The sequence below is a fragment of the Rhabdonatronobacter sediminivivens genome (assembly GCF_013415485.1).
Lineage (GTDB): Bacteria > Pseudomonadota > Alphaproteobacteria > Rhodobacterales > Rhodobacteraceae > Rhabdonatronobacter > Rhabdonatronobacter sediminivivens.
On the sequence record NZ_JACBXS010000011.1, the window covers coordinates 20,306 to 33,858 of the forward strand.

12 protein-coding genes are annotated in these 13,553 nt (G+C 66.7%); 9 read left to right on the forward strand and 3 right to left on the reverse strand.

Going from position 1 to position 13,553, the window contains the following annotated elements; all coding sequences use genetic code 11:
* Positions 1-5: 5 nt before the first annotated feature.
* From HUK65_RS07090 to HUK65_RS07100, 3 genes are all read right to left on the reverse strand, one after another.
* Positions 6-863 carry an ATPase gene (locus HUK65_RS07090; protein ID WP_179905458.1) on the reverse strand — a complete coding sequence of 286 codons (858 nt, stop codon included), beginning with the start codon at positions 861-863 and terminating at the stop codon, positions 6-8.
* 137 nt (positions 864-1,000) lie between these two features.
* Entirely contained in the window at positions 1,001-2,104 is a 1,104-nt protein-coding gene (locus tag HUK65_RS07095) for an outer membrane protein transport protein (RefSeq protein ID WP_179905459.1), read from the reverse strand.
* 161 nt (positions 2,105-2,265) lie between these two features.
* Complete coding sequence (locus HUK65_RS07100) at positions 2,266-3,165, reverse strand: LysR family transcriptional regulator (RefSeq protein WP_179905460.1); 900 nt, start codon at positions 3,163-3,165, stop codon at positions 2,266-2,268.
* 94 nt (positions 3,166-3,259) lie between these two features.
* Between HUK65_RS07100 and HUK65_RS07105 the strand changes: the two genes are divergently transcribed.
* The 9 genes from HUK65_RS07105 (at position 3,260) to HUK65_RS07145 (ending at position 13,553) form a co-directional block, all read left to right on the forward strand.
* Complete coding sequence (locus HUK65_RS07105; RefSeq protein WP_179905461.1) at positions 3,260-4,261, forward strand: Ldh family oxidoreductase; 1,002 nt, start codon at positions 3,260-3,262, stop codon at positions 4,259-4,261.
* A 16-nt stretch (positions 4,262-4,277) separates the two neighbouring features.
* Positions 4,278-5,729 (forward strand): aldehyde dehydrogenase family protein, encoded by a 1,452-nt coding sequence (locus HUK65_RS07110; RefSeq protein ID WP_179905462.1) that lies wholly within the window; start codon positions 4,278-4,280, stop codon positions 5,727-5,729.
* The gene (locus HUK65_RS07115) at positions 5,726-6,730 is read left to right on the forward strand and encodes a membrane dipeptidase (RefSeq protein WP_179905463.1); all 1,005 of its coding nucleotides are present in this window, start codon (positions 5,726-5,728) and stop codon (positions 6,728-6,730) included. Before HUK65_RS07110 ends, HUK65_RS07115 begins: the two co-directional genes overlap by 4 nt.
* Positions 6,731-6,750: 20 nt before the next feature.
* Entirely contained in the window at positions 6,751-8,409 is a 1,659-nt protein-coding gene (locus HUK65_RS07120) for a hypothetical protein (protein ID WP_179905464.1), read from the forward strand.
* Positions 8,399-9,055: a DUF3726 domain-containing protein gene (locus tag HUK65_RS07125; protein WP_179905465.1), complete on the forward strand. Its 657-nt coding sequence runs from the start codon at positions 8,399-8,401 to the stop codon at positions 9,053-9,055. Before HUK65_RS07120 ends, HUK65_RS07125 begins: the two co-directional genes overlap by 11 nt.
* A 43-nt stretch (positions 9,056-9,098) precedes the next feature.
* Positions 9,099-10,061, forward strand: a complete 963-nt coding sequence (locus tag HUK65_RS07130) for an ABC transporter substrate-binding protein (RefSeq protein ID WP_179905466.1) — start codon at positions 9,099-9,101, stop codon at positions 10,059-10,061.
* A gap of 74 nt (positions 10,062-10,135) precedes the next feature.
* On the forward strand, positions 10,136-11,194 hold the full coding sequence (locus HUK65_RS07135; RefSeq protein WP_179905467.1) for an ABC transporter permease: 1,059 nt from the start codon (positions 10,136-10,138) through the stop codon (positions 11,192-11,194).
* Between the two features lie 13 nt (positions 11,195-11,207).
* Complete coding sequence (locus HUK65_RS07140) at positions 11,208-12,299, forward strand: betaine/proline/choline family ABC transporter ATP-binding protein (RefSeq protein WP_179905468.1); 1,092 nt, start codon at positions 11,208-11,210, stop codon at positions 12,297-12,299.
* Between the two features lie 195 nt (positions 12,300-12,494).
* On the forward strand, positions 12,495-13,553 hold the full coding sequence (locus HUK65_RS07145; RefSeq protein WP_179905469.1) for a patatin-like phospholipase family protein: 1,059 nt from the start codon (positions 12,495-12,497) through the stop codon (positions 13,551-13,553).

Sequence of the window (13,553 nt, forward strand, 5' to 3'; positions counted from 1 at the left end):
AAACCTCAGCTGGGCAGGGCGGCGGCGATCAGCGCGTCGAACCCGGCGCGGTCACGGACCTGCGCCACATCCTCGGCACGCACAGAGATGCCCCAGTTGCGCGCCATGGCCGCGTAGCGCGGTGCGCGATGTGCCAGCGCGCGGGCGTAGGTCCAGCGCACGAAGGCATCGGGGTTGACCTGATCTTCGGTCACGCCCTGGGTATCCAGATACTCGGCCCAGGCGGCGCGCAGGAAATCAGGCTGGTAATACATGGGCTTGGGCGCGCGATCGAACCGGCGGACCAGCTCGGCGGTATGCGCGTCCGAGCCTTCGATCCACACCGGCAGCAGATGCGCGGCCAGCGTGGACATTACCGGGTCGGCGGGGTCCTCGGGGTTCACCACCTCGCAGATGGACCCGCCGGTATCGCAGACGAAATGCGCGTATCCGTAAAGCGCCTCGGCCCGGGCGATGAAATGCGGCGTGTCCAGCAGGGCGGCGATTTCGGCCGCGCGGTGCTGGTCCTGGCGCAGCATGTATTCCTCGAAGGGCAGGCCGCCCTTGGACGGGTCACCCGGCTTGCCCAGATAGGTGGACAGCGGCGCCAGATTGTCAAAGGTGATGTTGGACTGGATATAGACGCTGTCGGTCAGCAGCAGCTCGCGCAGCAGCGGCACTTTCATCGCCTCGCGCTTGAAATTGTCGGCAATGAACTCACCCATGTAGCGGGTGCCGATGCGGTAATCGACGGAATAGTGGAACCACCCGCCCGAGTCGCGCAGCATGTTGGCCAGATGCGTCTTGCCAAGTCCCGACATGCCGAACAGCATCACCCGCTTTCGGTCGCATTCCAGCCAGCTGGCGGCATCGGGATAAAGCATTGGGACCCCCTGGGCGCGGATGCGCAGCCTGCTGTGGTTACAAAGCCGCCCCACCGGGGTCAATGGGGGCGCCGCCAAGGCAAACGGCCCCGGCGCAGGCTGCGCCGGGGCCGTTCGGGTCAGACGGGACAATGGTGTCAGAAGCTGATGCCCACACGCACACCCAGTCCCAGGGCCGAATTGCCGCTGAACCGCGCGCCGGCAGCGGTCTCGCCGCCGCCGATCCTGCGGTACTGGATGCCCGTTGCCACCATGATCGGCCCCTCGCGATAGGTCACGCCCACCCCGATGGAGCGGTAGCCATCGGTCGGACCCAGGTTGGCCAGGGCATCGCCGCTCTTGCGCTCATAGCCCAGGGACACGGCGCCGGACCAGTTTTCGTTGAACTGCCGCCCCACGCCGATATTCCAGGTCAGGCTGTTGCTTTCATACTCCACCAGCGGGTTCTGGCCCAGGATGGTGGTGTAGTTTTCGGGCGCGATCTCGAACCGGGTCCAGCGCGCATAGCGCAGAGAGCCGAACAGAAGCGTGTCCTCGGCCACGCCGGTCTGGAATTCCAGCTGCAGTGATTCGGGGATGGTGGTGTCAAAGGTGGTTTCGGCCGCACCGCCCCAGGCAACATTGGTTTCGGTGGCATCGAAACTGTGCTTCACGCGGGAATTATAGGTCAGCGCCACCCGGGCGGCGATGTCGGGGCGTTCCCAGGCGACCCCGGCCAGATAGCCCACCGCGGTGTCATTGCGGGCGTTCATGGTGTAGGTGCCACCGGGCAGCATCGGGTTGAACAGCTCGACCTCGCCGCGGGTGCGCACGGCGCGCAGACCGGCATGGGCGCTGAAACCCCCGTCAAACTGGTAGCGCAGCACGCCGGTCACGGCGGTGCTCTGGATGCGCGCGTTGGACCCGGCGATGAAATACCCCGTGCCCGCAGGATATTCGACCGAGGCCCCGATGGGTTCGTCGATGATGAAGGCATAGGACAGAGCGTCCGACAGATCCCCCCGCACACCCAGATTGAAGGTGGTGAAGGACCGCGCCATGTCGCCCGAGCCCGCACCGCCAAGCGCGGCCGGTGCCTCGCCGCTCACCCGCGGGCGGCTGTAGCTCAGGCCGAATTCGGCGTAGTTTCCGCGCTCGAACAGAAGCGCCATGGACTGCGCCGAACGCTCCACACCTCCGGCGGATGCCGCCCCTGCCCCCAGCATGGCCGCCGCAGCGACCGCAAGACCCGTTCTGATCATTGACAAGCTCCTCCTGTCCTTGTGCCCCTCCAGCACAAGGTCCCGAAATATTATCCGCGCGGTCCGGCGCAGGAATCTTGACCGCGCGTCATATCGCCCGCCGATCCGGGGCTGTTGCGTTTCTGTGACAGTTTGCGCCGGGTCGGAACGGGGCGCGCGGCTCAGGGTGCCGCGGTCACTGAGACCAGGCCGGATGTGGCGATCATTTTTCGGAACCGCCGCTGGAAGGCGGTGCTGATGGGGCTGGGTGTGTTCTTCTGGCGCAGGATGAAGCCAACGGTCCGCAGCGCCGCGCGATCCGCCAGCGCCATCGAACACAGGTCCGGCTGCATCGACCGGGTGGCCAGCCCGGGAAGAATGGTGACACCCGCCCCCGCCCCCACAAGTGCCAGCAACGAGATCATGTTGCGCGCCGACAGCGCCGAGGCTGCCCGCAGCCGCGCATCATCGGCGGTGGCGAAATCAGTGGTGGATTTGTTGCTGATGAGGCGATGGCCCTGCAGGTCCTGCCAGCGCAGCGGGGCGGTGGCGGCGGCCAGCGGGTGGTCCCGGCGGCAGACCAGACGAAAGGGATCGTTGAACAGGGGCATGAACTCCAGATCCCGGGCCGGACCGGGTTTGCCGGCGATGCCGATCTCAACCTCGCCGCCCGCAACCAGCGCATGGACACTGGGGGTGTCGGTATCCAGCAGCTCGATCTGCACACCCGGTTGCCGGGCCAGCATCTCGGTCAGGACGGCGGGCAGCAGTTGCGCTGCAACCGACGGCACCGCGGCAATCCGCAACACGCCTTCCTGCCCGGTGGCAATGGCGGTGATTCGCTCCATGGTCCGGTCATGTTCGCGCAGCAGGTCCCGGGCCAGCTTGCGCACCTCGGTGCCCAGCGGGGTGAGGGTGTGCTTGCGGTCCGCCTCGAACAGCGGCGCGCCAATCCTGTCTTCCAGTTGCTTGAGCGTCATCGACACCGCCGAAACAGTGCGCCCAAGCTGGGCGGCGGCATCGCGGATGTTCCCGCAGTCGGCCACGGCCACGAAAACGCGCAGGGCATGGGGTCTGAGCATGGCGCACCGTTTCAGGATTGCTGAACCAAGCTTCATATTAATTCGATTGCGTTGAAATGGCCAGCCTGCCTACGGTGATCCAAAGGAGCCCTGCATGACAGCAAAGACATATGCATTGGACGAGGTCGAGGCCCTTGCACAGCGGGTGCTGGAGGGGGCGGGGGCCTCGGCGCAGCAGGCGGGGGCAGTGGCGCGCGCCACCCGGTTGGCCGAACGTGACGGGATTCGTAGCCACGGTCTGATGTATGTCCCCGTCTATGCCGAGCATCTGCGCTGCGGCAAGGTGCTGGGACAGGCCGCCCCGCAGGTCGCCACCCCGCGCCCCGGTGCCGTGCATGTGGATGCCGCCCACGGCTTTGCCCATGCCGCAATCGATGCCGGCTGGCCCGCTTTCGAGCGTGCCATTCGCGCCCAGGGCATTGCGGCCATGGCGGTGTTCCGGTCCTATAATTGCGGGGTGCTGGGCCATCATGCCGAACGGCTGGCAGTGGCGGGGCTGGTGGGGCTGTGCTTTACCAATGCGCCGGCCTCGATGGCGCCGGTGGGGGGCGCGCGGCCGGTGATCGGCACCAATCCGTTCGCGCTGGCGGTTCCGGATGGCGCGGGCGGGGCGCGGCTGGTGATCGACCAGTCGGCCAGCGCCATTGCAAAATCGGAAATCATCCTGCGTGCGCGCGAAGGCCAGCCGATCGAGCCGGGCTGGGCAATCGATGCCGATGGCGCGCCGACGCTGGATGCCGACGCCGCGCTGGCCGGGTCCATGCTGCCTGCAGGCGGGCAGAAGGGCTTTGGCATGGGCTTGATGGTCGAGCTGTTTGCCGCGGCGCTTTCGGGCGGCAATCTCGGGATCGATGCCAGCCCGTTCTCGGGGCCGAAGGGGGGACCTCCCGGCACCGGGCAATTCTTCATCGGGGTGGACCCGGGCGCGTTCGATGCGCAGCATTTCGCAGCCTCGGTCGAGCGGCTGGCAGGGGTGATCACGGATCAGGCGGGGGCCCGCCTGCCCGGCGCACGCCGCGCGGCCAATCGCGCCCGGATCGAAGCAGAGGGCGTGCGCATCGATGCGGCGCTGATGGACAGGATCATATCCGCCTGAGGCGGGAAGGACTCTCATGGCACTTGAAACCCGGAATTTCATCGCAGGCGAATGGCAGGACGGCCGGGATACGGTGGAAAACCGCAACCCCTCGGACCTGTCCGACATGATCGGCAGTTTCGCCCAGGCCGATACCGCGCAGCTGGCCGATGCCCTGCAGGCTGCGCGCGATGCGCAGGCCGCATGGGTCGCTACCGGCCCGCAAAAGCGCCATGACGTGCTGATGGCCATCGGCACCGAGTTGATGGCCCGCGCCGCCGAGATCGGCGCGCTCATCGCGCGTGAAGAAGGCAAGCCCCTGGCCGAAGGCACCGGCGAGGCCTATCGCGCCGGGCAGTTCTTCACCTATTACGCCGCCGAGGCGCTGCGCCAACTGGGCCATACCGCCGACAGCGTGCGCCCGGATATCGAGATCGACGTGCGGCGGGAACCGGTGGGGGTGGTGGCAATCATCAGCCCCTGGAACTTCCCCGTGGCGACACCTGCCTGGAAGATCGCGCCCGCGCTGGCCTTTGGCAATGCCGTGGTCTGGAAGCCGGCCAACCAGACCCCGGCCAGCACCGTGGCGCTGACGCAGATCATCGCGCGTCAGGATCTGCCCAGGGGTCTGTTCAATCTGGTCATGGGGGCCGGGCGCGAAATCGGGCAGGCGCTGGCCGAAAGCCCCGCTGTCGATGCGATCAGCTTCACCGGATCGGTGCCGGTGGGGCGTGGGATCGCGGCTGCTGCCATTCCCAACATGACCAAGCTGCAGATGGAGATGGGGTCGAAAAACCCGATGGTGATCATGGATGATTGCGATCTCGATCTGGCCGTGGCGCATGCCACCAACGCGGCTTTTGGCGGCACAGGTCAGAAATGCACCGCCGCCAGCCGCTTGATCGTGCATGAGCGCATCCATGATGCCTTTGTCGAGAAACTGGTCGCGAGCACGCAGGCCTTGAAAGTCGGGCATGCGCTGGAAGACGGCACCCAGATCGGCCCTGTGGTGAGCGCCGGGCAGCTTGCCGCCAATCTGGACTATATCGCGACCGGCAAGCGCGAAGGGGCCGATCTGCTTTGCGGCGGCGAACGGCTGGAGCGCGCGACCGAAGGCTATTTCATGGCCCCCGCAGTCTTTGCAGGCACGCGCAATGACATGGTGATCAACCGCGAGGAAATGTTCGCGCCGATCACCTGCATCCTGAAGGTCGGCAGCTATGACGAAGCCCTGCATACCTCCAATGACACCGAATTCGGCCTGACCGCCGGGATCATGACCCGCGATCTGGCCCGCGCCACCCATTTCCGCCGCCATGCGCGGGCGGGGTGTGTCATGGTCAACCTGCCCACCGCGGGCACCGATTACCACGTCCCCTTTGGCGGGCGCGGGGCCTCCAGCTACGGGCCGCGTGAACAGGGCCGCGCGGCCGAGGAATTCTATACCATCGTCAAGACCGCCTACATCCACTCGGGGGCGCCCGCATGAGCCCCCGCATCGACGCACTGCAATATGCCAACTGGTCAGAGAAGATCTTTCGCCAGATGCGCGAAGGCGGCGTCGATGCGGTGCATGTGACCATCACCTACCACGAGAATTTCCGCGAAACGGTGCTGAACATCGAGGCGTGGAACCGCTGGTTCGAACGCTTCCCGGGCCTGATCTTTCAGGGGTTTGGCGCCGAGGATATCGACCTTGCCCAGCGCACCGGGCGCACGGCGATCTACTTCGGCGCGCAGAACCCGTCCTGCATCGAGGATGACATCGGCCTGGTCGAGGTGCTGCACCGTCTGGGCCTGCGCTTCATGCAACTGACCTATAACAACCAGTCGCTGCTGGCCTCTGGCTGCTACGAGGCCGAAGATACGGGCCTGACCCGCATGGGCCGCGAGGTGGTGGCCGAGATGAACCGCGTCGGCATGGTCATCGACATGAGCCATTCCGGCGAGCGCTCGACGCTTGATGCCATCGCCCGGTCCACCCGGCCCATTGCGATCACCCACGCCAACCCGGCCAGCTGGCACCCGGCCCTGCGCAACAAATCCGACCGCGTGCTGCGTGCGCTTGCCGAAAGCGGCGGGATGCTGGGTTTTTCGGTCTATCCGCACCATTTGCGCGGCGGCAGCGCCTGCACGCTGGATGCGTTCTGCACCATGATCGCGCGCACTGCCGATCTGATGGGGATAGAGCGGCTGGGCATCGGCACAGACCTGTGCCAGGACCAGCCCGACAGCGTGGTGGACTGGATGCGCGCGGGCCGCTGGACCAAGGCGCGCGACTATGGCGAAGGCAGCGCCGACAATCCCGGCTTTCCGCCCATGCCGGACTGGTTTCAGGGCAACCATGATTTCGGGCAGATCGCCTCGGGCCTGCGCGCCCTGGGCATGGCCCCGGGCGAGGTGGCGGCCGTGATGGGCGGCAACTGGGCCCGTTTCCTTGCCGAAGCGTTCCGCCCGGCCCGTACCCTGCAGCGTGAGGCCGCGCAATGAGCTGCGAGGGGCGCAACCCCATGCCCCGGGCCGCTGCCTTCCGGCGCAGCCCCGCCGAAGTGATGCGCCTGTCCCGGATGGGATGCAGCCATCCCACGCGCCTGTCCTTTCTGCGCCAGTTGCTGCGGCGGATGCAGCAGGAACGCTGGCGCTTCGACCGTCCGGTCTGGCAGATGGATGCGCGCGGGGTGGGCCGTGCGGTCTATCGCGCCATCGGGCCTGCACGGAGCTACAGCCTGGTGGCCTTTGCCCATGACCTGCCGGCGCAGGCGCGTTCGGACCGGGTGATCGCCACCGCCTGGGATGCAACCTTCGCGCTATTCGATGGCACCCCGGATGCGCAGGACCTGGACCGCCTGGCCGCCAATGTGCCACTGCAGGAGGCCGGGCGCATCACCCCGCGCGAGCTCAGCCTCAGCCGGGCCAATCGATCGGTCCGGCTGTTCGATCATGTGGTTGAACGCCTGTCCCGCGGACTGCAGCCCGATGCCGCCATGTTGCAGGACACCGGCTATCTGATGCGCACCACCGCGGTCTATGGCGCGGGCAAGTTCGGCGCCGCCGACCGCGCCGCCATTGCCCCGCGCCCCGAATTGCGCGCCCCCTTCCAGGCCGAGATGCTCTCGGTCTGGCTGACCCGGGCCTTTACCGTCGATCTGGTCGAACATCTGGCCCGGGCGCGCGGCGGCGATAGGGCGGTGCGGCTCGACCCGGCGCTGAAGCGCGGGCTGGGGGTCGGCAATTCCACCGGCCTGGGCATGGCGCCCTTTGTGATCCGCCATCCGGTGCTGCTCAACAACTGGATGCTGGCGCGCGAAGAGGCACTGGCCCGGGTCCGCGCGCAGGACAGCGCGGGTGCGGCGGAATGTGACGGGCTGCTGGCCGCGCTGCAGGGGGCGGCGGTGAACGCGCAGCTCTGGACCAGCGCACATCCGGTGCAGCAGGCGAAACTGGCTGATCTGCGCGACGGGCTGTCCCGGGTCATCGCCCATGTCAGCGGCGCCTGGGACCGGGGCGCGGCGCACCCCTGGGACAGCCTGTGGCGCTGGGGGCAGGCGCAGCTTCCGCTTGAAGCGCAAGAGGCCCTGCTGGCCGCCATGCTGGAGCCGCATGGCGCCCTGATCGACGGGTTGGCCGAGTGTATGGACGCCGATGAGGATGCCGTCTTTGCCATCGACGGGGCCATGCGCATTGGCGATCTGCGCGCCATTCTGCAGGACCGTTATGACTGGGCGCTGGGGGTTGACTATGGCGCGCGCGATCAATGCGCACGCTTCTGGTATGTCTCCGAGGACAAGCTGGAGCCACGCCTTGGCGAACGCTTTGACGAACCGGGCGCCGGGTGTGAATTGCCACTGGACACGGGGCGGCAGGCGGCGGCGCTGTGGGCGGCGCTGGCCGGTCGCCCGGATGATCAGCCGGTGGCGCATCTGCTGCTGGCCCACCCCGAACACCGCCCGGCCTTGCGCCGCGCCCAGATCACCGCGCGCCATCCGTTTGCGGAAATCCGCGACAATCTGATCGCCGCCGACATGCTGCCCATCGACCTTTTGCGCTGCAAGCTGGCGTTTTTCGGGGCCACGCGTTTCGATCCGCGCTCTGACCGCTGGGTGCGCATCAGCCTCTTTCAGGGCGCGCCCTATCCCGAGGACATGGGCGGGGCCGGTCATGAAGCATGATCCTGCAGCGCACGCGCCCGCGGGCGCTCCTGAACGGGACGCGCCAGAGCTTTCCCTGTCCGAAATCGCGGCCCTGTCCTGGCGCGCCATCCGCGGCGCCGGGCGCAGCTGGGGCGAGGCCGAAGAGGGCGCGCAAGCCGCATGCTGGCTGGCGCGCGCCGGGCTGGACTGGGCGGGGATGCTGCTGGAGGTGCTGGACCTGCCGGGCGACAGCGCCGCCTGCCCCCTGCGTGCGGGGCTGCGTCTGGCCGATGGCGCCGCGCTGCCCGATGGCGTGGCACGGGTCGGCGTTACCCTGCCGGGGGTCCGCTGCCCGGCCTTCATCCTGCCCTTTGCCGCGCAGGCCGCAGCCCGGACCGGGCAGGCCCTGCGGCTGGTCTGGCAGGGCGCCGATGTCACCGTGCCGCCCGCTGCCGCGCCGGTCCTTCAGGGGCAGATGATGCCCCGGGGGGCTGTCGCCGTCACCATCGGGGCGGATACGGCGGCGGCGGGGCCGGGGGCCTCGGGCGGCTGGCCTGTGCGCCACCGGGCCACCGTCACAGCCGCCCAATACGCGCGGCTGAACGCGCTGATGATCGCCTTCACCGTGCCCGCTTCGGCCGCGTCCCTGGCCGGGGCGGGGGCTGCGGGGGATGACAATGACTGACTGGAAAGTGCCGAAACCAACCACACAACAGGGAGACTGACCCATGAAAAGAACACTGATCGCCACCGCCGTTGCAGGCCTTGCCTTTCCCGCCGCCGCCATGGCCGATTGCGGCCGCGTCTCGGTCGCAGAGATGAACTGGTCTTCGGCCTCGATCATTTCCAAGATCACCGAATTCCTGATGGTGCAGGGCTATGGCTGCGAGGTGACGCTGGTGCCCTCGGCCACCACCACGGCCGTGACCTCGCTGGCGGAAAACAACGAACCCGATGTGGTGCCGGAACTCTGGATCAACTCGGCCCCGCTCTACACCCGGCTGGAGGCCGAGGGCCGCGTGCGCAAGGCGGCGGATGTGTTTTCCGACGGCGGCACCGAAAACTGGTTCGTGCCCGATTACCTGATCGAAGAGCACCCCGAACTGGCCACGATCGAAGGCGTGCTGGCCAACCCCGAACTGGTGGGCGGGCGCTTCCACAACTGCCCCGATGGCTGGGGCTGCCGCATTGCCAATGACAACCTGATCATCGCCCATGACTTCGAAGGGGCGGGCATGGATGTGTTCAACCATGGCTCGGGCGAGACGCTGGCCGCCGCCATGGCCACCGCCTATGAAAACCGCGAACCCTTCTTTGGCTACATGTACGGGCCGACCGCGGTTCTGGGGCGCTATGGCATGGTGGCCATCGACATCGGCGAGTATGATTCCGAAATTCATGCCTGCAACCAGACCGTCGATTGCGAAACCCCGGCGATCTCGTCCTTTCCGGCGGCACCGGTGCTGACGGTCGTCACCGCCGATTTCGCCGAGCGCAACCCCGCGGTGTTCGAACTGGTCAGCAATATCTCCTTCACCTCGCAGGGGTTGAGCGAGTTGCTGGCCTGGCAGGATCTCAACAGCGCCTCGGCCGAGGAAACGGCGGTGCATTTCCTGACCACCGAGCAGGACACCTGGATGGGCTGGCTGAACACAGAGGCGGCCGAACGGCTGTCGGCGCTGTTCCCCTGAACCCGGGGTCATGAAACGGCCCGGCGCGGTGCTTTGGCCGCGTCGGGCAGGCGCGCAGCATGCAGGGGGCCACCGTGGCAACGTATGATTTCATCTTCAACGGGCTGGGCCTGCGCGAATGGTGTGGCGAGTCCGTGCGCTCAGGCCCCATGACCATGGCCGACCTGCTGGCCCGCGGCGCGGCCCCGGCGGAACCGCAAACCGGCTTCGACTGGGGCGCGCTCTGGTCGCTGCCCTTCCCGTCGCTGGATGAGTTGCACAAGGCCTGTGCCGAGATCCCCCGCTCGCGCGATCTGACCCGGTCGCTGGAGGCCGGGTTCCTGAATGTCCGCGAATCGCTGCGATTCGTGCTGGACCCGATGACCCAGCCGCTGAGCTGGGCGCTGGAAAACGCGCTTCATGTCGCCGTCAACACGCCCTGGTGGCTGATGCTGATGGCGCTGCTGGTCGTGGTCTGGTTGGCGGGGCGGTCGGCGGCGCTGGTCGGTCTGGTGGCTGCCGTCATGGGGTTCCTGCTGTTCGTCGATCACTATGTCTTTGCCATGCAGACGCTGTCGATCATCTTTGTCTGCGCCTTCCTGTGTGTGGTGATGGGGGTGCCGGTGGGCATTGCCATGTCGCGCAGCAACCGCTTCCAGCGGCTGATGATCCCGGTGCTGGACATGCTGCAGACGCTGCCCACATTCGTCTATCTGATCCCGCTGATCTTCCTGTTTTCGGTGACCGAGCCTAAGCTCTACGGGATTGCCATCATTCTTTATGCGATCGTCCCCGTCATCCGGTTGACCGATCTGGGCATCCGGCTGGTGGACAAGGAAGTGATCGAAGCCGCCGAGGCCTTTGGCATGACCCGCCACCAGAAGCTGATCCGCGTGCAGATCCCGCTGGCGCTGCCCAATATCATGGCCGGGGTGAACCAGACGATCATGATGAGCCTGGCCATGGTGGTCATCGCCTCGCTTGTGTCGGCGCCGGGGCTGGGCGTGCTGGTCCTGCGCGGTATCCGCAACCTGGAACTTGGCGTGGGGCTGATGGCGGGGCTGGGGATCGTGCTTCTGGCGGTGATCCTGGATCGCGTGACCAAGGCGGCACTGGCGCGGGTGAATGCCGCCGCCAGCGTCGCGCGGCATTGAGGCAGAGCGCATGATGGACAGACAGGTCAGCATTGCCATTCGGCACCTGTACAAGATCTTTGGCGCCAACCCGGTCCGCGCGCTGGAGCATGTGCGCGCCGGGACGGGCAAGGACGCGTTGATGGCGCAGCACCGGCATGTCCTGGGCCTGCGTGACATCAACATCGACATGCGCGCCGGGGATATCACCGTGGTCATGGGGCTGTCAGGCTCAGGCAAGTCCACGCTGATCCGCCATGTCAACCGCCTGATCGAACCCACGGCGGGCGAGATCCTGGTCAATGGCGAAAACATCCTGGAGTTCGGCGAAACCCGCCTGCGTGAGCTGCGGCGCAAGCAGATGTCCATGGTGTTCCAGCATTTCGCCCTGCTGCCGCACCGCACGGTGCTGGACAATATCGGGCTGGCGCGGTCGGTGCGGGGCGAACGGCGCGCGGATTTCGAGCGTGACGCGCTGCATTGGCTGGCGCGCGTTGGCCTTGGCGGGCAGGAGGGGCAGTATCCGCACCAGCTTTCCGGCGGCATGCAGCAGCGCGTCGGAATTGCCCGCGCGCTGACCTCCAATGCGCCGATCATGCTGATGGACGAGGCTTTTTCGGCGCTTGATCCGCTGATCCGCACGGATATGCAGGACCTGCTGCTGGAGTTGCAGACAGAACTGCAGAAGACCATCATCTTCATCAGCCATGATCTGGACGAGGCCCTGAAGCTGGCCGACCATCTGGTGATCCTGAAGGATGGCTCTGTGGTCCAGCAGGGCGAACCGCAGGAAATCCTGCTCAAGCCCAATGATCCCTACATCGTCGACTTCATCAGCGACATCAACCGCGCGCGGGTGCTGCGTGTGCGCTCGGTCATGGACCGGGCGCCGGAAACCATCCCGCAGGTGGCCGGCACGGTGGATGTGGATGCAACGCTGGAATCGGTGATCGCGCTTTCGGGCGGCGATACCGCGCTGAGCTATGCGGTGCGCAACAGGGATACCACGGTCGGCTATCTGAACATGCAGAGCCTGGTCCGCGCCCTGGTCCCCACCCAGGCGCCGCGCCACGGCAACCGCAAGCAGGAAAAGGCGCAGCCCGCGGCCTCGGGCCCGGCGGCCTGATCCGGTCACCCGGCATGATGCCGGACCGGGGCATGTGATGGGCCCCGGGGCCCCCGGTCCCGGGGCAGGATGCCTGCCATTCAGATGTGCATCGTTGGGGGCGCCGGGCCGAGATGAACCCGCCCGCCGCCATCGCTTCGTTGTGCAGGGCTTCTGCGCATGCTATCCATGCTGCATTGCAGCATAGGAGCGCACATGGCAGCCGCAAACGCCCGCAAATGCATCAATCTGGCCCTGCAGGGCGGGGGCTCCCATGGCGCATTGACCTGGGGCGTTCTGGACCGGCTGCTCGAGGATACGCGGCTGGATATCGCCGAAATCAGCGGCACCAGCGCCGGGGCGATGAACGCCGTGGTGCTGGCCGATGGGTTCGAGCGTGGCGGGCGTGACGGTGCGCGCAAGGCGCTTGAAGATTTCTGGCGCGCGATCAGCATGGCGGCCATGGCGTCACCGCTGCAACGCAGCCCCCTGGACCGGATGCTGGGACGGTTCAGCCTGGATGCCGCGCCCGGGTACCTGTTTTTCGAAGGGCTCAGCCGGGTGCTCTCTCCCTATCAGCTCAATCCGCTGAACCTGAACCCGCTGCGTGACCTGCTGGCGCGGCAGGTCGATTTCGACAACGTCAACACCTGCAAGGCGATTTCGGTCCATGTGTCGGCCACGCATGTCCGAACCGGGCGTGCGCGTGTCTTTTCGCGCGGGGCGGTCACGCTGGATTCGGTGATGGCCTCGGCCTGTCTGCCGCAGCTTTATCCGGCGGTTGTGATCGATGGGGAGCCCTATTGGGACGGGGGGTTCAGTGCCAATCCGGCGCTGATGCCGCTGGTGACCAGCAAAGCCAGCCCCGATATCGTGGTGGTGCAGATCAACCCTGTTGTGCGCCATGACACCCCCACATCGGCCCGCGACATCCTCAACCGCGTGAACGAGATCAGCTTCAACACCGCGTTGATCAAGGAATTGCGCGCCATTGCGCTGATGCAGGACATCGTTGCCGCCAAGGGTCTGGACCTGGGCGCGGCGGGGGAAACCTTCATCCACCTGATCCATACCGACACCGAGGTGCAGGATCTTGCGGCCTCAAGCAAGCTGAACGCCGAATGGTCCTATCTGCGGCTTCTGTTCGAGCGCGGGCGCGGCTGGGCTGAGGCCTGGCTGGACGCGCATTTTGACCACATCGGGCAGCAATCGACCTTTGATCTGGGAGCCTTCTTCGACGACCCGTCCGCTGCGCCATCGCAACCGGGGCGCTAG